We start from the raw sequence: 24,163 nt of genomic DNA, 5'->3' as shown, positions 1-24,163 counted from the left end.
ACCTCGTCCTGACGGGTGCGATCTGTGAACGCCGAGGTAGAACCGCCAGATGACCTTGCCCAATGATATCAGTATCGGCCATAGCCTTGCGCATCTCAAGCAGATTGCGCCCGGCGGCTTTGCTCTCGGCGTGCATATCCATTTTGCCGCTCCGAAATTGATGTTCAATTGCTACCCCCTGGCTTGGGTCGAATCCTATGCCCGGCAAGGCCTGCTGATGCACGATCCGACGGTGCGCTGGGCGATGTCCAATGAGGGGGTGCGGCGCTGGGAGGAGTTCGACGCGTCGGAGGACCCGCGCGACGTGATGACGCAGGCCGCGAGCTACGGGCTTCGCTATGGCGTCAGCATCTCCATGACCGACGACGCTCACAGTTTTGGCGGGCTGGCGCACCCCGATCGTCCGTTCGAAACGGCGGAGATCGAGGAGATGCAGGCGGAGTTGGCGCGGCTGCACGACCTCACCCGCGAGGTCGAGACACTTGGCCCGGCCATGCGCGCACGGTTGGGGGAGCTGTCGATCGCGGTGGTGACCGCCTGAGACAGAAACCTGTTGTTTACCTTTTGCCCTAATCCTGCCTGTAGAAGCACAGATCAGGGAAGTCGGGACCCCGTGTCAGCCCCCCCGGCCCATCGACAAGACCGGCATCGAGTCGGTGAGCGTGGGCCGGATCAACCGATGGAACGAGGCGGCAAGAGGGGCTCAGGCGGTGATCGCCTGAGGGCGTTCGTGCGACCTTGGTCAGGATGGTCCGGGTTAGCCCAGCACGCGAGCCGCCCGACCCTTGGCTTGGCATCCGGAACGCCCCACTCTATGGCCACTGGCAGGCTTGGCGGAGAACTGGTTTTGGCGAAGGACGGCACGATGACGGTGCGCGGGCGCGGTCCGACCGACAGGGCGGTCGATCTCGCCCTGCGTGCCGCCTTGGGTGTGGCGCGCAGCCTGCCCTACGAGCGGCGCGTCGCCGCGATGGGTGCCTTGACCGCGCGCGCGCTTGGTCCCCTTGCGGGCTACCGCCGCAGGGCCGAAGCCAATCTCGGGCTGATCTTTCCCGATATGCCTGCTCCGCGCCGGGCCAGTCTGGCCCGTGCCGTTTGCGACAACCTCGGGCGCACGCTGATCGAGAATTACTCCGGTGCGGAGTTCGCGCGGGCGTTGCCTGCCGCGCTGCACGAGGACGCCGGATTGGAGACCATTGCACGTGCCCGTGCGGAGCGCCGACCGGTGATTTTCGTGACCGGTCATTTCGGCAATCACGAGGCGCCGCGCCGGGTGCTGACCAGCATGGGGTACGAGATCGGCGGCCTTTATCGCGCTATGTCGAACGGTTTCGTCAACGACCACTATGCCGCCACCATGCAGGACGTGTCGGGTCCGGTCTTTGCCAAGGGGCGGCGCGGGCTCACGGGGTTCTTGCGGCACCTCAAATCAGGGGGCATGGCGACGATCCTGTTCGACCTGCATGATCGGGGCGGTGTCGAGATCGATTTCATGGGCCGGCCCGCCCGCACTGCGCTCACTGCGGCCGAGCTGGCGCTCCGATTCGATGCGGCTCTCGTGCCCTATTTCGGCATTCGCCGCCCCGATGGCATCGGCTTTCACATCGCACTCGAGGCGCCGATTTCCCAAGCTGAGCCGATCGCGATGATGCGCGAGGCGACACGACGTCTCGAAGCGCGCATGGAGCGCGATCCGGGCCAGTGGTTCTGGGTGCACAACCGATGGAAACAGGCCCGCGCGGCCTAGGGCGAGGGCAGACGCGCCGCCGCGAGGATCGCACCGGGTCCTTCTTCCTGCACGATCACGGCCCCCGGCAATTCGCCATCGAACGGTGCGGTGATGTCGAGTGCTTCATTGCCGGTCCAGCGCACGAGCAGGCTCCACGAGGTGACGATGTTGGCATAGACGAGCCGTTGGCCCGCGTTCTCGCCATGCTCGATCTCCACCTCCGCCTGCGGCCGGAAGCGCACCAATTGCACCATGACCGGCACTGCCCCCTCGTCTAACCGCTCCGCCTTGATTCGCAGCGTCTGCCCCTCGCGCATGACCGAGACCGACGCCCGTTCGGGGGCCTCGGCACGGTCCATCACGGCCTGCATCACCTTCATCGGCTTGGCTCCGACGATCCGCTCTACCCCGCCCACGACGAATTGCGGGGTATAGACCATCCGTTCGCCAACGGCGGCGGCATAGCTTTTCTGGCGCTTGGTGAAGCCGGGCTGGGCGAAGCTGTCGGCCCAGCCGATATAATCCCAGTAATCGACATGCAGCCCCAAGGCGATCACATCGTCACGCGTGGAAAGATTGCGCACCATTTCATCCGCCGGCGGGCAACTCGAACATCCCTGCGAGGTGAAGAGCTCGATGACCACCGGGGACTCGGCCAGCGCCGCCGGGCTCAAGGCGAGGCCGCCCGCCATGCTCAGTGCCGCCAGATATCCCCGCATTCATGCTCTCCACCGCGATTGCCCTACAGGTCTAGGCTGATTGACGCTGCAACACCAATCAACCCGCCGCGAGAGCCGCGTGCGCGCCACGTGTCCTCGGGTGTCTGGACATTTGTGTGCCGTTGTATACATAGCGGGCAACGGCCTTGATCGCCTGCTGCCGTTGCGGCAGAACCGGGGCCAGACCCACAGCTCGCAGCCAGAAGGGACACTTCATGCCGATTCAAGTTGGCCAGGACAGCGCCAAGACCCGCCGCAAGATCACGGTCGGATCGCAGAGCCTGTCGTATTACTCGATTCCCGCCGCAACCGAAGCGGGCCTCGGCGACTTCAATCGCCTTCCCGCCGCGCTCAAGGTCGTTCTGGAGAACCTGCTGCGCTTCGAGGATGGCGGCTTCTCCGTCTCGACCGACGACATCAAGGCCTTTGCCGAATGGGGCGCCAATGGTGGCAAGAACCCCCGCGAGATCGCCTATCGCCCTGCCCGCGTTCTGATGCAGGACTTCACAGGTGTGCCGGCGGTGGTCGACCTCGCCGCGATGCGCGACGGAATCAAGGCGCTGGGCGGCGACGCGCAGCTGATCAACCCGCTCAACCCCGTCGATCTCGTCATCGACCACTCGGTCATGATCGACGAGTTCGGCAACCCGCGCGCGTTCCAGATGAACGTCGACCGCGAATACGAGCGCAACATCGAGCGTTACCAGTTCCTGAAGTGGGGCCAGAAAGCGTTTCAAAACTTCCGGGTCGTGCCGCCGGGCACCGGCATCTGCCACCAGGTGAACCTTGAATACCTCGCGCAGGTGGTCTGGTCTGACAAGGACCAGAACGGTGAGGACGTCGCCTATCCCGACACCCTTGTCGGCACCGACAGCCACACCACCATGGTCAACGGCGCGGCCGTGCTGGGCTGGGGCGTGGGCGGCATCGAGGCCGAGGCCGCGATGCTGGGCCAGCCGATCTCGATGCTGATCCCCGAGGTGATCGGCTTCAAGCTGACCGGCAAGATGGTCGAAGGAACCACCGCCACCGACCTCGTGCTGCGCGTCGTGAAGATGCTTCGCGAAAAGGGTGTGGTCGGCAAGTTCGTCGAATTCTACGGCGACGGCCTCGACAACGTGCCGCTGGCCGACCGCGCCACGATCGGCAACATGGCCCCCGAATACGGCGCCACCTGCGGTTTCTTCCCGATCGACGCCGAGACGCTGCGCTACATGGAGCAGACCGGCCGCGACAAGGACCGCATCGCGTTGGTCGAAGCCTATGCCAAGGAAAACGGCATGTGGCGCGACCCGGGCTACGAGCCGGTCTATACCGATACGCTCGAACTCGACATGGGCACCGTGGTTCCCGCGATCTCGGGCCCTAAGCGCCCGCAGGACCACATCGCGCTCGACGCCGCCGCCCCGGCCTTTGCCGAATACGTGAAGGGCCAGCGCGAGGGCAAGGACACCTCGGCCAATTCCGAAATCCGCTGGGAAGGGGAAGGCGGCCAGCCTGAGCCGGTCGACATCCCCGGTGACGAGGGCCATCACAAGCGCGGCTTCGTGAGCACCGATGACGGTCATTACCAGCTGCATGACGGCTCGATCGTGATCGCCTCGATCACGTCGTGCACCAACACCTCGAACCCCTATGTGATGATCGGCGCCGGTCTCGTCGCCCGCAAGGCGCGCGAACTGGGCCTCGACCGCAAACCTTGGGTCAAGACGTCTCTCGCGCCGGGTTCGCAGGTCGTGTCGCACTATCTCGAGGCCGCAGGCCTGCAGGAGGATCTCGACGCGATCGGCTTCAACCTCGTGGGTTACGGTTGCACCACCTGCATCGGCAACTCGGGCCCGCTCGAAGCGCCGATCTCCAAGGCGATCAACGATCACGACCTGATCGCGACGAGCGTCCTGTCGGGCAACCGCAACTTCGAGGGCCGGATCAGCCCGGACGTGCGCGCCAACTACCTCGCCTCCCCGCCGCTGGTGGTGGCCTATGCGCTGGTGGGCGACATGAATGTCGACATCACCCGCGAGCCGCTGGGCCAAAACAAGAACGGCAACGACGTCTACCTCAAGGACATCTGGCCGTCGCAGGCTGAGATCGCCGAGCTGGTCGAGAAGACCGTGACCCGCGCGGCGTTCCAGGAGAAATACGCCGACGTCTTCAAAGGCGACGAGAAGTGGCAGTCGGTCGAGACCCCCGACAGCGAGACCTATGACTGGCCCGCCACCTCGACCTACGTGCAGAACCCGCCTTATTTCCAAGGCATGGACCGCGAACCGGGCCAGATCCACGACATCGACGACGCCCGCGTTCTGGCGATCCTCGGGGACATGGTGACGACCGACCACATCTCGCCCGCAGGTTCGTTCAAGGAGACCACCCCGGCCGGCAAGTATCTGGTCGAGCGTCAGGTTCCGTCCGGGAATTCAACTCGTACGGTAGCCGTCGCGGCAACCACGAGGTGATGATGCGCGGCACTTTCGCCAACATCCGCATCCGCAACGAGATGCTGGATGGCGTCGAGGGCGGCTACACCAAGGGCCCCGACGGCAGCCAGATGGCGATCTACGACGCCGCCATGGCTTGGCAGGAGCAGGGCAAGCCGCTCGTCATCTTCGGCGGCGAGCAGTACGGCGCGGGCTCCTCGCGCGACTGGGCCGCGAAGGGCACGGCACTCCTGGGCGTGAAAGCGGTCATCGCCGAGAATTTTGAGCGCATCCACCGCTCGAACCTCGTTGGCATGGGCGTGATCCCGTTCGAGTTCACCGGTGGTGATACCCGCAAGTCGCTGGGCCTCACCGGCGAGGAAAGCGTGTCGATCAAGGGCCTCAGCGACGTGAAGCCGCTGCAAGAGGTGACCGCGACGATCACCATGGCCGACGGTTCGACCAAGGAGGTCACGCTGCGTTGCCGGATCGATACGGCGGTGGAGATCGACTACATCAAGAACGGTGGCGTGCTGCACTACGTGCTGCGCAATCTCGCGCAATCGGCCGCCTGATCCTGGGATCATTGCGCTGAACGGAAACTGCTCCGGCCCATGGCCGGGGCAGTTTTTCTTTGGGCGCGCAAGCCAACGGAACGAAAAATGGCGTTTTGTTCCGCGCCCCAGCAGCCGGGGCTCGAGGCGTTCAAACTCGTCCGACCGGCGCATGAATGCGCCGGGAACCTGTCGTCTATCTTCTGAAACTGGTTGGCTGCGAGGCCAACCCTAGTTCGCCGCCGCCCGCTCAAGCGCGGGAGTGAGTCGGTCGCGGATCGCGCGCTGGGTCACCGGTCCCGCCATGCGCTCGACGATCCGACCTTCGCCATCGACGACGAAGGTCTCCGGCACGCCGTAGACGCCCCAGTCGCGCGCCACACGGCCATCATCGGTGCCGATCGCGACATAGGGGTCGCCCAGCTCTTCGAGAAAGGCATTCGCGTTCGCCGCGTCGTCCTTGTAGTTGATGCCGTAGATCGGCAGGCCGTCCTCGGCCAGCGCCTCGAAATTCGGATGTTCGACCCGGCAGGGTGCACACCAGCTGGCCCAGAAGTTCACCAGCTTGACCTCACCATCCGCCAGTACTGCCGGATCGAAGGGCGTGCGCCCCGGCAGGGTACCGGTCTCGGTGAGCGGAGCCGCCTGCCCGATCAGCGCCGAGGGCAGCTCATCGGGGTTGTCGCGCAGCATACCGGCGGCGAAGAGCCCGGCCAGCGCCGCGAAGATCGCAGGCGGCAGGATGATGAGCGGCGAGATCCTAGCCATGGTCGCGTTCGGTCCTTTCAAGCTCGGCCCTGACCTTGCGGTCGCGCGCGATGGTCCACCAGACGAGCCCGCCCAGAAGCGCGAGGCTGATGCCCCAGGCCGAGATCACCTCCGCTGCATATTTCCCCAGATCCATCATGCGCGCACCGGTTCGGCCCGGCGGGCACGGGCCCGCATCGCCGCGATGCGGCGGGCGCGGATTTCCGTGCCGGTGCGCAGCAGCACCAAGCTCACGAAGAGCAACACGAAGCCTGCCATGCATACCAGAAGCGGCAGCCAGAATACGTCAGCCACGTTCTCTTGGCTGTCGAGCGACAGCGAGGCGCCCTGATGCAGACCCTGGTTCCAGAAGTTCACGGCATAACGCGACAGGATCGCGAAGACCGAGCCGACGAGGCAGAGCACCGAAGTGAGGTCGGCGGCGCTGTCGGGGTCGGGGATCGCAGCCCAAAGCGCGATGTAGCCGAGATAGAACAGAAACAGGATCAGGAACGAGGTCAGCCGCGGGTCCCAGGCCCACCATGTGCCCCACATCGGCTGGCCCCAGATCGCGCCGGTGACGAGCGCGATCAGCGTCATCACCATGCCGATCGGCGCGGCCGCCCGGGCCGCCAGCGCGCTCACATGGTGACGGCGGACCAGCCAGATCAGCGAAGCCACGAGCATCATCAGCCATGCATTGATCGCCATGAGCGCCGAGGGCACATGCAGATAGATGATCTTGACCGAAGAGCCGAAGCGCTCGGCCTCGGGCGTGAAGAAAAAGCCCCAGACCAGCCCGACTGCCAGAACGGCGGCGGAGAGCCACATAAGCCACGGCACCCAAGGGGCGGTGGTCTCAAGGAACTTCCTCGGATTGGCGTAGGACCAGATCGACATGGCTTTTCCTATCCCGGCCCGCGGCGCGGCTCAATGCTCGAACGGGTCAACGCAGCGTGACCCTGAGCGCGGCGGCCGTGGCAAATGGCAGCAGCGCCGCACAGCCCAGCGCGATGCCCGCCAGCAACAGCAGCGGCGTCGCGGCGGGCAGCCCCTCGGCACCGCGCCGCGCCGCTTCGGCGCCGAAGATCAGCACCGGCACGTAGAGCGGCAGCACGATGAGCGACATGAGCAGCCCACCCCGGCGCAGCCCCACCGTGAGCGCCGCACCGAAGGTGCCGATGAGCGAAAGCGCGGGGGTGCCGAGGGCCAGCGAAACCAGAAGCCATGGCATCGCCGCCCCTGGCAGGTGCAACAGCACACCCAAGAGCGGGGCCGCGACGACGAGCGGCAGCCCCGTGGTGATCCAATGCGCCAGCGCCTTGGCCAGCGCCAGCATCTCCAGCGGCAGCGGCGCGGTGGCCAAGAGCGGCAGCGAGCCGTCCTCGTGATCGAGCGCGAAGATGCGGTCGAGCGAGAGAAGCGCTGCGAGCAGTGCCGCCACCCATAGGATGCCCGGCGCGATACGTGCGAGGATCGCGGTCTCCGGCCCGACGCCGAACGGCACCAGAACCACGACGATGAGAAAGAATGCCAACCCGAGGCCGAAGCCGCCGCCAGCGCGCACTGCGAGGCGCAGGTCGCGCGCGAGAAGTGCTCTCACAGGAACGCCTCGTCCGAGCCGCCCCGTGCCTCGGGGGCGGCACGGTAGGGCGTGAGGTCCATCTCGGGCAGGTCGAGGCCGAGGTCGATGTGGGTGGCGATGACAGCGATGCCGCCTCGCGCGAGGTGATGATCGCGCAGGAAGCTTGCGAAACGTTTGACCGAAAAGGCGTCGAGCGAGACGGTGGGCTCGTCGAGCAGCAGCACCTCGCGCGAGATCACCGCGAGGCGGGCGAGACCGAGACGGCGTCCTTGCCCGGCCGAAAGCGTGCCCGCCGATCGGTCGCGCAGATCGGCGAGGTCGAAGAGATCAAATACCTCCTCAGGCAACGTGCTGCGATAGAGATCGGCCCAGAATTGCAGCGTCTCGGTCACGGTCAGCGCGGGCTTGATGCCGTCGGCGTGGCTGGCGTAGCCCGCCCGTTCACCGGCGCCTTCGATGCTGCCCGAAAGCTGTGGCTGCAGCCCGGCGATGGTGCGCAGCAGCGTCGTCTTGCCGATGCCGTTGGCCCCGCGCAGCACCAGCCCCTGCCCCGGCGCGAGACGGAACGACACTCCGGTGAGCACCGGCATGCCGCCGCGCTCCACCGCGAGATCGGTGACCGCGAGGTCGCTCAGACCGGCAGCAGCGCGACCGCGACGCGCCGCCCTTCCGACAAAAGCACGTTATAGGTGCGGCAGGCGGCGGGGGTCGCCATGGTTTCCACACCGATGCCCGCCTCCTCCAGCCGGTCGCGGAAGGCGCGCGGTGCATGGGCGATCTCGGCTCCGGTGCCGACGAAGAGCACGTCGATGCGCCCGGCCAATGCCAGAACCGCATCAAAATCCTCATAGCCGCCCCAGGCCTTCAGCCCGGTCGGGGCGAGAGTTACCGCCCCCTCGATCACCTTGCCGCCGATCCGGAAGAAGCCCGGGCCGTAGCCGTCGATGGGCATCGAGTCGTCGTAATCGATCTCGGTCAGCCGCATGGGCGCGTCCTCCCCTTCAACATTCCACAGATACGCAGATCCGACGGCACCGCCGGATCAGGCGTCGATATTCGCGAACTGCGTTCCCGCCTTGGGGTCGTCCTTCTTGTCCCAGTCGCGCTTCACGCCGAGCATCAGCACGATGTTCTTGGCAACGTAGATCGAGGAGTAGGTGCCGACGATCACGCCCCAGAAGATCGCGAAGACAAAGCCGCGGATCACGTCGCCACCAAGCACAAGAAGCGCCAGAAGCGCCAGAAGCGTCGTGCCCGAGGTCATCACTGTCCGGCTCAGCGTCTCGTTGGCCGAAAGGTTGAGCAGGTCGCGCAGCGGCATGGTCTTGAACTTGCGCAGGTTCTCGCGCGCCCGGTCAAAGACGACCACGGTATCGTTGATCGAATAACCGACGATGGTCAGCAGGGCCGCGATAATCGCGAGGTCGAACTTGATCTGGATCGCGGCGAAGATGCCGATGGTGAGCACCACGTCATGCACCAGCGCCGCGAGGGCGCCGACCGCGAACTGCCATTCGAAGCGCAGCCAGATGTAGAACAGGATCGCGACGAGCGAGCCCAGAACCGCGAGGATCGCCGACTGGATCAGCTCGCCCGACACCTTGGGCCCGACGCTCTCGACCGAGGGGAAGGTGATCGTCGGATCAACCCCCTGCAGCGCCGTCTCCACGGCAGCAATGGTCTGGGCGCTGACCGCCTCGGTCCCGTCCTGCGCCTGAATGCGCACGGAGGCCACGTTCTTGTCGTCGCCGAAGGAGGGATCGAAGACCTCGGTGATCACCACATCGCCCAGATCGAGCGGCGCGATCGCCTCGCGGTAGGCGCGGACATCAACGGTGCTCTCGCTCTCGGTGCGGATCGTCGTGCCGCCCTGAAAGTCGATGCCGAAATTCAGCCCCATGACGAAGAACAGCACGATACTGGCGATCATCGCCAACACCGAGGCCCCGAAGGTGATCTTGGCGGCCCGGAAGAAGTCGATCTTGGTGTCTTGTGGAACGATGCGCAGCCGCATGTCAGACCTCGATGGTTTTGGGGCGGCGGCGTTCGAACCACATCACGATCAGAAGCCGCGTCACGAAGATCGCGGTGAAGACCGAGGTGAGGATGCCGAGGCCGAGGGTGATGGCAAAGCCACGCACCGGACCGGAGCCCACGAGAAACAGGATGAGCGCGGTGATCAGCGTGGTCACGTTACCGTCGAGGATTGCCGAGAGCGCCTTTTCGTAACCCAGATCGATGGCGCGGGCCGGGCCGCGCGCGGTCTTGAGCTCCTCGCGGATACGCTCGTAGACCAGCACGTTGGCGTCCACCGCCATGCCGACGGTCAGCACGATGCCGGCGATGCCGGGCAGCGTCAGCGTGGCCCCGAGGATCGACAGCACCGCGAAGATCAGGATCATGTTGAAGGTCAGCGCCACGGTGGCGAAAACGCCGAACAGCCCGTAGCTTGCGACCATGAAGACCACGACGCCGAGCGCGCCGACGATGGCGGCGAGCTTGCCGGCCTCGATGCTGTCGGCGCCGAGCTCGGGGCCGATGGTCCGCTCTTCGAGGAACTCCAAGCCCGCGGGTAGCGCCCCGGCCCGCAGCAGCACCGCGAGCTGGGTCGACTCCTCGACCGTGAAGTTGCCGGTGATGATGCCAGAGCCGCCAGGGATGTGGCTCTGGATGACGGGGGCGGAGATCACCTCCTCGTCGAGCACGATGGCGAAGGGCGAGCCGATGTTCTCGGCCGTGTAGTCGCCGAAGGCCCGCGCGCCGGTCGGGTTGAAGCGGAAGTTCACCGCCGGGCGTCCGTTCTGATCGAAGGCCGGCTGGGCGTCGACCAGCTCCTCGCCCGAGACCACCGGATTGCGCTCGAGGATGTAGAACACTCCCTGCTCGTCGAGCGAGGGCAGGATTTCGTTGTTGGGCCCCGCGCTCTCATTGGCGTCGGAAGTCCGCGACACGACCGGCTGGAAGGTCAGCTGCGCGGTGGTGCCGATGATCTCCTTGACCTCCTCGGCCGAGCCGACGCCCGGCACCTCGATCAGGATGCGGTCCTCGCCCTGGCGCTGGATCGTGGGCTCGCGGGTGCCGACCTCGTCGATCCGGCGACGCACGATCTCGAGCGCTTGGCGGATGGTGCGATCGTCGGTGGCGACGCGCTCGGCCTCGCTCAGCGTGACGACGATCTCGGCCCCTTCGGCGCGCACGTCGATGTCATTGGCGCCCGCCCCCGTGATGCTCGCCACCGGGGTGGCGAGACCGCGCACGATCTCGAGCGCCGCCGCCGCTTGATCGGCGTTGGAGATGCGCACGCGTAGCTCGGACGGATCGCCCTCCTCGCGGGTGACGAAACCCACCGTGTCACGCTGCGCCGCCAGCGCGTCGCGCACCTCGGGCCAGAAGGCCTCCATGCGCGCGGCATAGACCTCTTCGACCTGCACCTCTGCGAGCAGATGCGCGCCGCCGCGCAGGTCGAGGCCGAGATTGACGAGCCCCGAGGGCATCCATTCGGGCCAGAGGCCCGCATCGGCCTGCAATTCGGCGTCGGTCTGCCCGGTCTCGATCACGGCACGGGCGTCGTTCGCGGTCTCGACCCTGTCATAGAACAGGTTCGGCAGCGCGAAGAACAGCCGCCCAGACAGACCAGCCAGATCAGGACCCGGCGCCAGGTGGGGATGTGCATCATGTCGTTCGTCCTCTGGCGCGGGGCCGGATCGGAGGGATCAGGCCTTGGCCGGTTCGGTCTTGGAGGTCACGGCGGCGATGGTCGAACGGACCACGCGGACGTTCACGCCCTGCGCGATCTCGACCTCGACCTCGTTGTTGTCGTCACGGACCTTGACCACCTTGCCGATCAGCCCGCCCTGGGTAATCACCTGGTCGCCCCGGCGCAGCGCCGCCACCATCTTCTGGTGCTCCTTCAGCTTCTTCTGCTGCGGGCGGATCAGGAAGAACCACATGATCGCAAAAATCAGGATCAGCGGGATGAGGGATTCGATGCCTTGCATGGCGGTCCTTTATGTCGGTCCGGGGCGTGCTCTCACGCCTTTGAAAAAGTCGCGGCACCCTACTGCCGGGTCCGGTGATTGGCAACCGCGCCCCCCGGCGACGTGGCGGGCCGGTTTGGCGGTTCACAAGCCCGGCCAATTCGGTCCATATGGGCGCGGCCCTTGGGCCGTGAAACCCCCTATGACGGACGAGACAATGCACGACATCCGCGCCATCCGCGACAACCCCGACGCCTTCGACGCCGCCCTGGCCCGCCGTGGGGTGTCTGGCATGTCGTCGCAGATCCTGGCGCTCGATGACGCGCGCCGGGCCAAGATCCACGCCGCCGAGACTGCCAAGGCCGAGCAGAACCGCGCTTCCAAGGAGGTCGGTGCGGCCAAGGGGCGCGGCGACGAAGCCGAGTTCGAGCGGCTGCGCGCGCTGGTGGCCGAAAAGAAGGCCGAGATCGCGCGCCTGAACGACGAGGCACAGGCCGAGGATGCGAGCCTGCGCGAACTGCTGCTGACGATCCCCAACTTGCCCTATGACGACGTCCCCCCCGGACAAGACGAGGACGACAACGTCGAAATGAAGCGCCACGGCACGCCGCGCCAGTTCAACTATGCCCCCAAGGAGCATTACGAGCTTCCGGCGGTACGGGACGGCATGGACTTCGAAGCGGCGGCCAAGCTTTCGGGCTCGCGCTTCGTGGTGCTGTCGGGCGGTGTGGCGCGGCTGCACCGGGCGCTGGCGCAGTTCATGCTCGACACCCATGTCGAGGAACACGGGCTGACCGAGACCATGACTCCGGTTCTGGTCAAGGAAGAGGCGATGATCGGCACCGGTCAGTTGCCGAAGTTCGGCGAGGACAGCTACCAGACCACGACCGGCTGGTGGCTCATCCCCACCGCCGAGGTGACGCTCACCAACCTCGTGGCCGACTGCATGGTCAAGGAAAGCTACCTGCCGCGCCGCTATGTCGCCGACACGCAGTGCTTCCGCTCCGAGGCAGGCAGCGCCGGGCGCGACACGTCGGGCATGCTGCGCCAGCACCAGTTCGAGAAGGTCGAGATGGTTTCGGTGGTGCACCCCGACCAGTCCGAGGCCGAGCATGTACGCATGACCGTTTGCGCCGAGGCGATCCTCGAAAAGCTGGGCCTGCCCTACAGAACGATGCTTCTTTGCGCGGGCGACATGGGTGCTGGCGCGCGGCGGACCCATGACATCGAGGTCTGGTTGCCCGGTCAGGACCGCTACCGCGAGATCAGCTCGATCTCGACCTGTGGCGATTACCAGGCCCGGCGCATGAACGCGCGGTTCCGCCCCGAGGGCGGCGGCAAGCCCGAATTCCTGCACACGCTCAACGGCTCCGGCCTCGCGGTGGGCCGCACGCTCATCGCGGTGCTGGAGAACGGGCAGGAAGAGGACGGCTCGGTGACGCTCCCCGAGGTGCTGCACGGCTACCTCGGCGGGCGCACTCGGCTTTCGGCCACGGGCGAACTGGTCCGCGACTGAACGTCACGCCCGAGGATTTGCGCGCCACCCGGTTGAACCACCGGGCGACGCGGTGCGTAGTGGGGTCATGAAAACCCTCATCGCATGGGGCGTGCTCGCCCTCTCCGTCGCCTTTGCGGCCGCGCCGCTGGTAACCTCTCCCTTCACCGGTTTCACCGCCGATCAATTGCCGGTCCCGCAGATCGACCCGCCGGTGCAGCCAGCGGGCTGGGCCTTCTCGATCTGGGGGCTGATCTACCTGTGGCTGATCGTCTCCGCCGCCTATGGCGTCAGGAAGCGCCCCCGTGCCGAGGATTGGCGCCGCGCCCGCCTGCCGCTGCTGGTGGCGCTTGGCATCGGCACGCCTTGGCTCGCCATCGCGAACGCAAGCGCGATCTGGGCGACGATCACGATCTTCATCATGGCAGCGGGCGCGATCGGCGCGTTCCTGATGGCGCCGGAGCGCGACGTCTGGCTCGCCCGGGTGCCCTACGGCATTTTCGCAGGCTGGCTATCGGCGGCGAGCTTCGTGTCACTGGGCTCCACTGCGGCGGGGTACGGCCTTGTGATGAATCAGACAGGCTGGGCGATCCTCTGCATCATTCTCGCGACGCTGCTGGCGCTCGCGGTGCAGTCGCATCGCCCCCGCGCGGCGTCCTACGGGCTGACCGTGGCGTGGGCGTTGATGGCCATCGTGGTGGCGAACGGGTTCAACGTGCCGGGCGTCGTTGCCTTGGCAAGTCTCGCGGCGATCCTCGGCGCTCTGGCGCTGGCGCGCCGGGTATCGTCATGAGGTTTAAGAGACCCATGCGTCCACGCTGACCCCAAGCCGGTTACTTGAATAAAAAGAGCGCCTTGCGGCGCTCTCTTCAGATCAGTCCTTCATGTGCTTTCGCAGCTTGGAGGGCTGGGCCTTCTTGCGGTTCTGGAACGGGTTCTTCTTGCCCTGATCGCGCAGGAACAACCGGATCGGCGTTCCGGGCATGTCAAAGTCGCTCCGCAACCCATTGACGAGATAGCGAGAATAGCTCTCGGGCACCGCATCGGGATGAGAGGTCATCACCACGAAGGCGGGTGGGCGCGTCTTGACCTGCGTGGCATAGCGCATCTTGATGCGCCGGCCGCCGGGTGCGGGCGGCGGGTGCTGCTCCAGCATGCCGACAAGCCAGCGATTGAGATGCGCGGTGGAGATGCGACTGTTCCAGACGGCATGGGCGCGCAGGATCGCATCGTGCAGGCGGTCGAGGCCGCGCCCGGTCTTGGCCGAGACGGTGACCAGCGGTGCGCCGCGCAGTTGCGGCAAGAGCCGCTCGAAACTTTCCTTGAGGGTCTTGAGCTTGTCCTGCTTCTCGTCCTCGAGGTCCCACTTGTTGACCGCGATGACGACTGCCCGGCCCTCGCGCTCGGCGAGGTCGGCGATGCGCAGGTCCTGCTGTTCGAAGGGGATGTCCACGTCGAGCAGAACCACCACGACCTCGGCGAATTTCACCGCGCGCAGCCCGTCCGAGACTGACATCTTCTCGAGCTTTTCCTGCACCTTGGCACGCTTGCGCATGCCCGCAGTGTCGAAGATCCGGAACGGCGTGCCGTTCCAGTCGATGGCGAGAGAGATGGCGTCGCGGGTGATCCCGGCCTCGGGGCCGGTGAGCAACCGCTCCTCACCGAGGATCTTGTTGATCAGCGTTGACTTCCCCGCATTGGGACGCCCCACCACCGCGACTTGAAGCGGGCGCTCCTTGGTGGGGGCGAAGGGCGCGTCTTCGTCGGTGAGCCCCTCCTCGTCGACGTCGACATCCATCACCGGCGCGTCTTCCTCGGCGCGCGCCTCGAACTCGCCCGCGAGCGGCTCGAGCATCGACAAAAGCTCGCTCATGCCCTCGCCATGCTCGGCCGACAGGCCCAGAGGCTCGCCGAGGCCAAGCGAATAGGCCTCGATCAGCCCGCCCTGACCCGCGCGCCCCTCGGCCTTGTTGGCCGCGAGGATCACGTGCTTGGCACGTTTGCGCAGGATGTCGGCAAAGATCTCGTCGGCGGGAAGGACACCCGCGCGGGCATCGATCATGAACAGGCAGACATCGGCCATGTCGACGGCGCGCTCGGTCAGGCGGCGCATGCGCCCCTGCAGGCTTTCGTCGGTGGCGATTTCGAGACCGGCGGTATCGATCACGGTGAAGCGCAACGGGCCCAGACGTGCCGGGCCCTCGCGCAGGTCGCGGGTCACGCCGGGCTGGTCGTCCACCAACGCCAGCTTGCGGCCGACAAGGCGGTTGAACAGCGTGGACTTGCCCACATTGGGCCGTCCGACGATGGCGAGGGTGAAGCTCATCTCAGGGTCTTTCGCGTACGGAATTGCGCCCCATACACCGATTGCGCGTCAACGGAAAGCGGCAAGCGCGCCATCGGTGGTGACAACGTAGAGCACCCCCCCCGCCGCGATCGGTGCCGAAGCGGCGCCGCCTTCGAGCGGCAGCGCGCCCAACAGCCGCCCCGAGACCGGATCGGCTTGCCGGATCACCCCGTCGGAGGAGGCGATGAGCAGGCGGCCACCGGCGAGGATCGGGCCGTAATGGGCGGTGGGACGATCACGGCGTAGGAAACCCGCCGCTTCGCCTTGGGGAAGATCGGTGCGCCACACGGTCGTGCCGGTCGCAGCATCAAGACGCTGAAGCTGGCCGATGTCGTTGATCAAGAACAAGGCGTCGCCCGCCGGAACGACGGGACCGAGCGCGCCGTCGGCGGCGCTCCAGATCGTTTCGCCGGTAAAGCCGTCGAGCGCGGAAATCCGCCCCGAGGCGTTGCCGACATAGACCCGGCCATCCTCGATTACCGGATCGCCGGAGATGCCGCTGACGGTCAGGGCCGATGCCCTTCCGGGGCGGCGTCCGGCCACGACCGACGACCAGCGCGACCGCCCACCTTCGGGAAAGACGCCGATGACTTCGCCGGAAGCAAAGGGAAAGACGGCAAGATCGCCGCTCACTGCCGGGCCGGCGCCGCCATCGAAGCGCGAGACGTCCTCGACGCCCGATACCCGCCAGCGCACGCGGCCCGAAGCTGCATCGATTGCGAGGCCCTGACCATCGCGCGCGACGACATAGACCATGTCACCCACGACTGCCGGGGCGCCCGCGCCCGGCGCGCCGAGATCCTGGGTCCACAGGCGCGCGCCACTGGCCGCATCAAGCGCCACGAGCTCGCCGTAGCCGGTGGTCGCATAGACCCGCGCGCCATCCGTCGCCAGACCGCCGCCGGAGGCGTCGGTGGCCGCGTCGCTCGCGGGGATCAGGCTTTGGCGCCACAGAGCCGCACCGCCGGTTGTGAAGGCTGAAACGCCAGTCTGCGCATCCATGGCAAAGACGCGGCCCGCCGCGACCACCGGCTCGGCGGTGATACGGGCGCGACGGGTCTCGGCGGCCCCGATCGCCACGCGGAACAAGGGTGCCAGATCAGCCCTAAGGGCCGGATGCGCGATGTCGCGATCCGCCCCGCCGCCGCGCTGCGGCCAATCGGCGTTCTGCACGGGCGCGATGAGCGCCAACGGCACGGCGGTGCCGCCTGCCGCCGCGGCACCGCCCGGAAGGTCCACGCCGATGCGGGTGCCGGGCAGCCGTTCGTCCGGCTGGCCACAGGCCGCAAGGAGGGCCAAGGCCCCTGCTCCGATCACTCCGCTGCGCCGCATGACTGCCCCTCGCCCCATATCTTGTCTTTGCGCGGCCTGTCCCGGCCGCTTGTCGGTCATTGCGCGTCCGCCGCCCCGGTCACGGAGTCAGGCGTCTCACCCAGAGCGACCATCAGGCTTGCCGCGCGATCGCGCAAGTCCGCCGACGACTCGGCATCCTCGAGGATCGCGGCCAGACGCTCGAGCGCGGGCTCGCGTTCGCCCATGCCAAGCTGGACCAGAGCGATCTGTTCCAGAGCCAGCATCCGAAACGGCGCGCCCGGCACCGACAGCGCCTCGAGCGCGAGAAGCCGGTCCTCAGGTGTACGATCGGCGTCGATCAGCACGGATTTGAACGCCGCGAGATCGCGGTAAATCTCGGGCACCTCGCCATTGGCCGCCAGCGCGTCGAGCGTGGCCACCGCCGCCGTGCCATCACCTGCCGCGACCTGTTCGGCCGCGAGGGTGAGGGCGGGCACGACCGCGTCGGGGGCCTCCTGCGCGATCCGGGCCAGAGCCGCGGTGCGCGTCTCGGCGTCGGCCTCGACCTGCGCCGCCAAAAGCGCGTCGCCGCGCGCCTGCGCCTGCGCCGCGAGGCGCGATTGCCGCCACTCATAGCCGGCGGCGCCCCCCACGATCACGAGGACCAGAAGGATGCCGATCCAGCCGTAGCGCCGCAACAGAACAAAAAGCCGCTCGCGGCGGACCTCTTCGCTGACCTCGTCGATGAAGCTGTCGGGATTGCTCACGCCTTGGTCCCCCTGGGATTGCGCCGTGGCGCCGTGTCGGATGCGCACCGGTCTCGGCGCCGTGGTCGATCGCGCCCGTCTTATCGTGAAGCCGGGCGCAGGGACAAGTCCCGCCCGCCGCCTTCGAACGCTGCCGCCGGGTCGTGCGACATGCCGCATGCTGCGGCACCGGAGCCGCCGATCCGGGGCATCGGCGCGTCACCGTGTCGCGCGATCCGCCTGAGCGCTTGAGAGAGCGAGCGACGCGGCGTAGTCTGAACCAAGTGGTTCAGGCATTTCCGGCGGGGTGATCGACCCCGCGTCGATCCGCGTTCGTGCCGGGATCGGCATGATCGGGACAGGCCCGATGGCCGAAGAGGATGCGCAATGAAACTGATCCCCGTCATCACCGCGATCTTCGTGACCGCTTTCCTCTATATGCTGATCATCGACCGCGATCGGCTCTTTGCCATCGCGCAGATCGACGGGGATGCCGCGAATGCGGCGACCGGGTCCTCGCAGGTAACGACGCCCGGCATCGGTGTCGTGGCGTTGCGCAGCACCGCCCGGGAGGTGGATGACGCCGTGGTGCTGCGCGGACGGACAGAGGCCGCGCGCGAGGTCGAAGTGCGCGCGGAAACCTCCGGCCGGGTGGTCTCGGACCCGTTGCGCAAGGGCGCCTTCGTCGAAACCGACGAGCTTTTGTGCGAACTCGACCCCGGCACGCGGGAGATCGACCTTGCCGAAGCGAAAGCGCGACTGTCGGAGGCCGAAAGCCGGGTGCCCACGGCCGAGGCCGCGCAGGCCGAGGCACAGGCCCGGCTGCGGGAGGCCGAAATCAACCTCAGCAACGCGCAGCGGCTGAGCAAGGGCGGCTATCAGAGCGAAACCTCGGTGATCAGCGCCGAGGCCGCGATGGAAGCGGCGGCCGCACAGGTGCAAAGCGCCGCCTCGGGCCTCGTCTCGGCACGGGCCGGAATCGATGCGGCGCGCGCCGCCGTCGCCGCCGCCGAACGCGAGATCGACAAACTGTCGATCCGCGCACCTTTTGACGGGTTGCTGGAAACCGACACTGCCGAGCTGGGGCTCTTGATGCAGACCGGTGCGCCCTGCGCCACGGTGGTGCAGCTCGATCCGATCAAGCTCGTGGGCTTTGTACCCGAGGTCGATGTTGACAAGATCCGCGTCGGCGCGCCCGCCCGTGGGCGGCTGGCCTCCGGCCCGCCGCTGACCGGCGAGGTGCGCTTCGTGTCGCGCTCGGCAGACGAGACGACACGCACCTTCCGCGTCGAGGTCGTCGTCCCCAATGCGGATCTGCAGATCCGCGACGGCCAGACCGCCGAGATCATGATCGAGACCGACGGCAGGCAGGCGCATCTGTTGCCGCAATCGGCGCTGACGCTCGACGATGACGGCCGTCTCGGCGTACGTCTCGTCGATGGCGAGGCCACGGATGCGGTGGCGCGCTTTGCCCCCGTGGCGCTGCTGCGCGACACGGCCCAAGGCGTGCTGGTCGCCGGGCTGGAGCCCGAGGCCGCCATCATCGTCGTCGGGCAGGAATACGTGACCGACGGCGTGCGCGTATCGCCAAGCTTTCGGGAGGCCGGGCAGTGACCGGCATCGTCGACTGGGCCGCGTCCCGGGCGCGGATGATCATGGCCTTCATCGTGCTGAGCCTCGTGGCGGGCGGAGCCGCCTATGTCGGCCTGCCCAAGGAGGGCGAGCCCGACATCGAGATCCCGGCGCTGTTCGTCTCGGTCCCCTTCCCCGGCATCTCAGCCGAGGACAGCGAACAGCTTCTGGTCAAGCCGATGGAAACCCGGCTGTCGGATCTCGACGGGCTGAAGACCATGACCTCCACCGCCGCCGAGAGCTATGCGGGGGTGGCGCTCGAATTCGAGTTCGGTTGGGACAAGACCAAGATCATGGCCGATGTGCGCGATGCGATGAACGCCGCCGAGGCCGAGTTTCCCGACGGGGCCGACGCCTGGTCTGTCAACGAGATCAACTTCTCCGAATTTCCGATCGTCATCGTGAACCTCACCGGCGCGCTGCCCGAACGCACGCTGATCCGGGTGGCCAAGACTCTGCAGGACCGGCTCGAAGGGCTCGACGCCGTGCTTTCGGCCAACCTGACCGGCCAGCGCGACGAAATGCTCGAGGTCGAGATCGACCCGCTCAGGCTCGAGGCCTACAACGTCACCGCCGCCGAACTTCTGCAGGTCGTGACCAACAACAACCTGCTGATCGCGGCGGGCGAGATCGAAAGCGCGCAGGGCGCGTTCTCGGTCAAGATCCCGTCGAGCCTCGACGAGCCGCGCGACATCTACGAGCTGCCGGTCAAGACCAATGGCGACCGGGTGGTGACCTTGGGCGACCTGTCGACGATCCGGCTCACCTTCGAGGACCGGACCTCGACGGCGCGCTTCAACGGCGAGACGACAGTGGCGCTTCAGGTGGTCAAGCGGCGGGGCTTCAACCTGATCGACACCGCCGCGCTGGTGCGCGAAACGGTCGCGGCCGAGCAGGACAGCTGGCCCGACGACCTCAGGGCGGCAATCGAGGTCGGGACCTCGAACGACCAGAGCCGTCAGGTCGCCTCGATGGTGAGCCAGCTCGAAGGTTCGGTTCTGACGGCGATCGCGCTGGTGATGATCGTGGTGCTCGCCGCGCTGGGCCCGCGCCCGGCGCTGCTGGTGGGCTTTGCAATCCCGACCTCGTTCCTTTTGTGCTTTGCGCTTTTGGCGGTGATGGACATCACCATCTCGAACATCGTGATGTTCGGGCTGATCCTTGCGGTGGGCATGCTGGTCGACGGGGCCATCGTGGTGGTGGAATACGCCGACAAGCGCATCTCCGACGGCGTCGGACCGATGCACGCCTATGTCGAGGCGGCGAAGCGGATGTTCTGGCCTGTGGTCTCCTCGACCGCCACCACGCTCTGCGCCTTTTTGCCGATGCTGTTCTGGCCCGGCGTCGCGGGACAGTTCATGGGCATGCTGCCGGTGACGCTGATCTTCGTGCTCTCGGCCTCGCTCGTGGTCGCGCTGATTTACCTGCCGGTGATGGGCGGCGTGCTGGGCCGGATGAGCCGCAGTTTCGGCCATGCCTCCGACAGCCTGCGCCGCCGCCTGCCATGGGTCGTGTGCGCCGCTCTGGTGCCGCCCGCCGCCCTGCTGATCTTCGTGGGGCTGATGCTGGCGCTCAACCCGGGCTATCTCAGCGGCGAGGCCCGCCCCGCCACGGGGCTGCTCGACGCCGCCCCCGGTCTGGCGCTGGCGCTTTTCGGTGCGATCGCCACCACCATCACCGGTGGTGCGGCCAAGATCCGGCGCGCGCCCAAGCGGGTGCGCGCGGGCTATCGGCGTTCGCTCTTCGGGCGCGTCATCGCGCTGATCGCGGGCAACCCGATCATGCCGCTGGTGACGATCGGGGCCGTGGGGGCCTTCGTCTTTTCGACCTTCACCTATTTCGGCACCCACAACAACGGCGTGGAGTTCTTCGTCGAGACCGAGCCCGAGCAGGCGATCATCTACGTGCAGGCGCGTGGTAATCTCAGCCTCGCCGAAAAGGACGCGCTCGTGGCCGAGGCCGAGGCGGCGGTCGTGGGGTTTCCAGGCATCGGCTCGGTTTTCGCCTTCGCGGGTGAAGGCGGGCTCAACTCCAACACCGCCGGGGCCGGTGGTCCCGCCGACGCGGTGGGTCAATTGCAGATCGAACTGGTCCCGTGGGAGGACCGCGCCGCCTATGCGCGCGAAACCGGTTACGATCCGGCCGATCTCGATGGCAATGTGGTGTTCGAACGGCTGCAGGCCCGCCTCGACGATATCCCGGGCATCCGCATCGAGATCCTCGACCTTGCGCAGGGACCCGGCTCGTCCAAGCCGGTGCACCTGCGACTCACCGGTGACGATTTCGAGGCGCTGCGCGCCGCCACCGGGCAGGTCCGCGCGCGATTCGAGGAAACGCCGGGCCTGACGCTGATCGAGGACACGCTGCCGCTGCCGGGCATCGACTGGCAGATCGACGTCGACATCGAGAAGGCAGGCCGCTTCGGCGCAGACGTGGCGACCGTGGGCGCCATGGTGCAACTCGTGACCCGAGGCATCATGCTCGACACCATGCGCATCGACAGCTCGGACGAGGAGATCGAGATCCGCGTGCGGCTGCCCGAGGAGGACCGCGTGCTCTCGACCCTCGACAGCCTGCGGGTCCGCACGCCGTCGGGACTGGTGCCGCTGTCGAACTTCGTCACCCGCAAGCCGGTGCAGAAGCTCGCCGAGATCAACCGCGTCGCGCAACAGCGCTACTTCGAGGTCAAGGCCGACGTGACGCCCGGCCTCGTCCGGCTCGTCGATGGCGACGAGAGCCGGATCGTCACCGAGGCCGAGATCGACGACGCGTTGCAGACGCGCATCGACGCGGGCGAAGTTGGCCGCTCAACGATCAACGCCAATGAACGGATCGAGGCGCTGATCGACTGGCTCGACACCGCGCCGCTGCCTGATGGCGTCGGATGGGAATGGACCGGCGATCAGCAGGATCAGGCCGAAAGTCAGGCCTTCCTGCAATCGGCCTTCGCGGGTGCTCTGGGGCTGATGTTCATCATCCTGCTGGCGCAATTCAACAGCTTCTACAACGCCACGCTGGTACTTCTGGCGGTTGTCATGTCGACCGCCGGCGTGCTGATCGGGATGCTGGTGATGGATCAGACATTCTCCATCATCATGACCGGCACCGGCATCGTGGCGCTCGCCGGTATCGTGGTGAACAACAACATCGTGCTGATCGACACCTATCAGGATTACGCGCGTTACATGCCGCGCACCGAGGCGGTGATCCGCACCGCCGAGGACCGCATCAGGCCCGTCTTCCTCACCACCGTCACCACCATGGCAGGCCTCGCGCCGATGATGTTCGGGCTCAGCCTCGACTTCTTCGGCGGCGGCTACACGATCGACAGCCCCACGGCGCTGTGGTGGAAGCAGCTTGCCACGGCGGTTGTCTTCGGCCTCGGCATCGCCACGGTGCTGACGCTGGTTTTCACGCCCGCGATGCTGGCGCTGCGGATCTGGGCCGCCCGCTATGCCCATTGGATGTCGCGGCTTCTGGCGCGGCTGTCGATGGGACGCGGCAGCCGGGCGGCGCGCGACTGGGCGCTCAGGCGCGAGGCGCGGCGTATCAAGACACCTGAGATCATCTGGGAGGACGCGCAGGGCTCTGCCCCCCTCCCCGCATCGACGTTGCGCGCGGCGGAGTAGCCCGGATACGACAGGGCCGCCCCGAAGGACGGCCCCTTTCCACGAATGCATTTGGCGGGGTCAGGCCGCCTGAACGCCCTGCTCACCCCGGCCCAGCGCCAAGAGGGCAAGCCCCAGCGCCATCACCGCGCAGCCCGCGATCACCGCCACCATCGGCAGCGCCGTGCCATTGAAGAACGGCCCCGTGACCGCGACCATCAGACCGCCCGTGAGCATCTGCAGCGTGCCGCCCATTGATGAGGCGAGACCCGCGATCTCGCCATGCGGATCGAGCGCCATGACCTGGCTCGTCGGGATGACGAGGCCGAGGCAGGCATTGCCGCACAGCAGGAGCCCCATCAGCACCGGCAGCGTCGCATAGCCCGCCGCCGTGATCGCCAGCAGCGTCAGTGCGAAGAAGGCAAAGCCCATCAACGCCAGTCGCAGCATCCGGGTGAGGCCGATGCGGCGGCCCAATGTCGCCGCGAACTGGCTCGCCCCGAAGAAGCCCACGGCATTGGTCGCGAAGGCGAGGCTGAACTGCATCGGCGACAGCCCGTATTGCTGGGTGTAGACGAAGCTGGCGCTCGCGATGAAGACGAAGAAGCTCGCCATGCCGAAACCCGACACGAAGGTCAGCGCCATGAATGTCGGATCGCGGAACAGCCGCTTGGCCGACACCGCGAGCAAGCGCGGGCGGACCGGGCGGCGGCGCTCGGCTGGCAGCGTTTCCTTGAGGCCGAAGATGGTGAGGAGCAGGGCCAGCCCCGCGATCACCGCGAGCGCCCAGAAGATGCCGCGCCAGCTGGTGAAGCTCATCATGATCGCACCCGAAAGCGGTGCGAGCATCGGCGAAACAGAGATGACGAGCATGATCATCGCCACCAGGCGCGTCGCCTCGTGCCCGGTATACATGTCGCGCACCATGGCGCGCGGCACCACCATCAGCGCGGCGCAGCCAAGGCCCTGAAGCGCGCGGAACGCCACCAGCCACGGCAGCGATGGGGCCAGAGCGCATCCGATGGTGGCGACGAGAAACACGCCGACGCCGATATAGACCGGCGTTTTGCGCCCCGCCGCATCGGCGAGCGGGCCATAAAAGAGCTGCGCGAGGCCAAAGGCGAGGAAATAGGCGCTGATCGTCGCCTGCGCCGCGGCTTCGTCTACGTTCAGATCGGCGGCGAGGCCCGGCAGGCCGGGAAGATACATGTCGATCGTGAAGGGACCCACGGCGGAGAGCAGGCCCAGCACCACGGCGGTGCGGAACATCGGGGATAACATAGGGCTGTCCTTGAACTCCGCGCGCGGCAC

The 24,163-nt window shown here is 66.9% G+C and carries 19 protein-coding genes and 2 pseudogenes; 7 read left to right on the top strand and 14 right to left on the bottom strand.

What is annotated here, in order from left to right; all coding sequences use genetic code 11:
- Positions 1-49 precede the first annotated feature (49 nt).
- A complete protein-coding gene (locus tag MBELCI_RS05040) occupies positions 50-541 on the top strand; it encodes an autoinducer binding domain-containing protein (protein ID WP_021693078.1) in 492 nt (163 codons plus the stop codon).
- 306 nt (positions 542-847) lie between these two features.
- Positions 848-1,747 carry a lysophospholipid acyltransferase family protein gene (locus MBELCI_RS05035; RefSeq protein ID WP_369385365.1) on the top strand — a complete coding sequence of 300 codons (900 nt, stop codon included), beginning with the start codon at positions 848-850 and terminating at the stop codon, positions 1,745-1,747.
- Here the strand turns inward: MBELCI_RS05035 and MBELCI_RS05030 are convergent.
- A complete protein-coding gene (locus MBELCI_RS05030) occupies positions 1,744-2,448 on the bottom strand; it encodes a DUF1223 domain-containing protein (protein WP_045319731.1) in 705 nt (234 codons plus the stop codon). The two genes, MBELCI_RS05035 and MBELCI_RS05030, sit on opposite strands and share 4 nt — an antisense overlap.
- Positions 2,449-2,663: 215 nt before the next feature.
- On the opposite strand from MBELCI_RS05030, the pseudogene acnA reads away from it, so the two are divergent.
- Positions 2,664-5,443 (top strand): annotated as a pseudogene (gene acnA / locus MBELCI_RS05025) (aconitate hydratase AcnA).
- 210 nt (positions 5,444-5,653) lie between these two features.
- On the opposite strand, the gene MBELCI_RS05020 reads toward acnA, so the two are convergent.
- From MBELCI_RS05020 to yajC, 9 genes and pseudogenes are all read right to left on the bottom strand, one after another.
- On the bottom strand, positions 5,654-6,190 hold the full coding sequence (locus tag MBELCI_RS05020) for a DsbE family thiol:disulfide interchange protein (protein WP_021693074.1): 537 nt from the start codon (positions 6,188-6,190) through the stop codon (positions 5,654-5,656).
- On the bottom strand, positions 6,183-6,326 hold the full coding sequence (gene ccmD / locus MBELCI_RS05015; RefSeq protein ID WP_045319742.1) for a heme exporter protein CcmD: 144 nt from the start codon (positions 6,324-6,326) through the stop codon (positions 6,183-6,185). Before ccmD ends, MBELCI_RS05020 begins: the two co-directional genes overlap by 8 nt.
- Complete coding sequence (ccmC, locus tag MBELCI_RS05010; RefSeq protein WP_021693072.1) at positions 6,326-7,069, bottom strand: heme ABC transporter permease CcmC; 744 nt, start codon at positions 7,067-7,069, stop codon at positions 6,326-6,328. The genes ccmD and ccmC overlap by 1 nt, the downstream gene beginning before the upstream one ends.
- A 46-nt stretch (positions 7,070-7,115) precedes the next feature.
- Positions 7,116-7,772 carry a heme exporter protein CcmB gene (gene ccmB, locus MBELCI_RS05005; protein WP_021693071.1) on the bottom strand — a complete coding sequence of 219 codons (657 nt, stop codon included), beginning with the start codon at positions 7,770-7,772 and terminating at the stop codon, positions 7,116-7,118.
- Positions 7,769-8,389: a heme ABC exporter ATP-binding protein CcmA gene (gene ccmA / locus MBELCI_RS05000; RefSeq protein ID WP_268744176.1), complete on the bottom strand. Its 621-nt coding sequence runs from the start codon at positions 8,387-8,389 to the stop codon at positions 7,769-7,771. The genes ccmB and ccmA overlap by 4 nt, the downstream gene beginning before the upstream one ends.
- A complete protein-coding gene (locus MBELCI_RS04995; RefSeq protein WP_021693069.1) occupies positions 8,386-8,739 on the bottom strand; it encodes an Mth938-like domain-containing protein in 354 nt (117 codons plus the stop codon). The genes ccmA and MBELCI_RS04995 overlap by 4 nt, the downstream gene beginning before the upstream one ends.
- 57 nt (positions 8,740-8,796) lie before the next feature.
- Positions 8,797-9,768: a protein translocase subunit SecF gene (secF, locus tag MBELCI_RS04990; RefSeq protein WP_021693068.1), complete on the bottom strand. Its 972-nt coding sequence runs from the start codon at positions 9,766-9,768 to the stop codon at positions 8,797-8,799.
- A 1-nt stretch (position 9,769) separates the two neighbouring features.
- Positions 9,770-11,430 (bottom strand): annotated as a pseudogene (gene secD, locus MBELCI_RS04985) (protein translocase subunit SecD).
- Between the two features lie 37 nt (positions 11,431-11,467).
- Positions 11,468-11,752 carry a preprotein translocase subunit YajC gene (gene yajC / locus MBELCI_RS04980; protein WP_021693066.1) on the bottom strand — a complete coding sequence of 95 codons (285 nt, stop codon included), beginning with the start codon at positions 11,750-11,752 and terminating at the stop codon, positions 11,468-11,470.
- A gap of 196 nt (positions 11,753-11,948) precedes the next feature.
- Here yajC and serS point away from each other — a divergent pair, with 196 nt between their 5' ends.
- Both serS and MBELCI_RS04970 read left to right on the top strand, forming a co-directional pair.
- Positions 11,949-13,247 carry a serine--tRNA ligase gene (gene serS, locus MBELCI_RS04975; protein WP_021693065.1) on the top strand — a complete coding sequence of 433 codons (1,299 nt, stop codon included), beginning with the start codon at positions 11,949-11,951 and terminating at the stop codon, positions 13,245-13,247.
- Positions 13,248-13,314: 67 nt separating this feature from the next.
- Positions 13,315-14,019 carry a TspO-related membrane protein gene (locus MBELCI_RS04970; RefSeq protein WP_021693064.1) on the top strand — a complete coding sequence of 235 codons (705 nt, stop codon included), beginning with the start codon at positions 13,315-13,317 and terminating at the stop codon, positions 14,017-14,019.
- Between the two features lie 81 nt (positions 14,020-14,100).
- On the opposite strand, the gene der is transcribed toward MBELCI_RS04970, so the two are convergent.
- The 3 genes from der to MBELCI_RS04955 all read right to left on the bottom strand — a co-directional run bounded on the left by der (position 14,101) and on the right by MBELCI_RS04955 (position 17,633).
- Positions 14,101-15,552, bottom strand: coding sequence for a ribosome biogenesis GTPase Der (gene der / locus MBELCI_RS04965; RefSeq protein WP_021693063.1), 1,452 nt, complete (start codon positions 15,550-15,552; stop codon positions 14,101-14,103).
- Between the two features lie 48 nt (positions 15,553-15,600).
- Positions 15,601-16,872, bottom strand: a complete 1,272-nt coding sequence (locus MBELCI_RS04960) for a PQQ-like beta-propeller repeat protein (RefSeq protein WP_369385364.1) — start codon at positions 16,870-16,872, stop codon at positions 15,601-15,603.
- Between the two features lie 89 nt (positions 16,873-16,961).
- Positions 16,962-17,633: a tetratricopeptide repeat protein gene (locus MBELCI_RS04955; RefSeq protein ID WP_021693061.1), complete on the bottom strand. Its 672-nt coding sequence runs from the start codon at positions 17,631-17,633 to the stop codon at positions 16,962-16,964.
- 366 nt (positions 17,634-17,999) lie between these two features.
- Between MBELCI_RS04955 and MBELCI_RS04950 the strand changes: the two genes are divergently transcribed.
- Both MBELCI_RS04950 and MBELCI_RS04945 read left to right on the top strand, forming a co-directional pair.
- Complete coding sequence (locus MBELCI_RS04950) at positions 18,000-19,226, top strand: efflux RND transporter periplasmic adaptor subunit (RefSeq protein ID WP_021693059.1); 1,227 nt, start codon at positions 18,000-18,002, stop codon at positions 19,224-19,226.
- Entirely contained in the window at positions 19,223-22,873 is a 3,651-nt protein-coding gene (locus MBELCI_RS04945) for an efflux RND transporter permease subunit (protein ID WP_021693058.1), read from the top strand. The genes MBELCI_RS04950 and MBELCI_RS04945 overlap by 4 nt, the downstream gene beginning before the upstream one ends.
- A 60-nt stretch (positions 22,874-22,933) precedes the next feature.
- On the opposite strand, the gene MBELCI_RS04940 is transcribed toward MBELCI_RS04945, so the two are convergent.
- A complete protein-coding gene (locus MBELCI_RS04940) occupies positions 22,934-24,133 on the bottom strand; it encodes a multidrug effflux MFS transporter (RefSeq protein WP_021693057.1) in 1,200 nt (399 codons plus the stop codon).
- Positions 24,134-24,163 lie beyond the last annotated feature (30 nt).

Origin of the sequence: Limimaricola cinnabarinus LL-001 (genome assembly GCF_000466965.1) — a bacterium.
In the GTDB taxonomy this organism is placed as follows: domain Bacteria; phylum Pseudomonadota; class Alphaproteobacteria; order Rhodobacterales; family Rhodobacteraceae; genus Limimaricola; species Limimaricola cinnabarinus.
The sequence above is the reverse complement of the archived record's forward strand: the minus strand, read 5'-3'. Positions and strand labels throughout refer to the sequence as shown.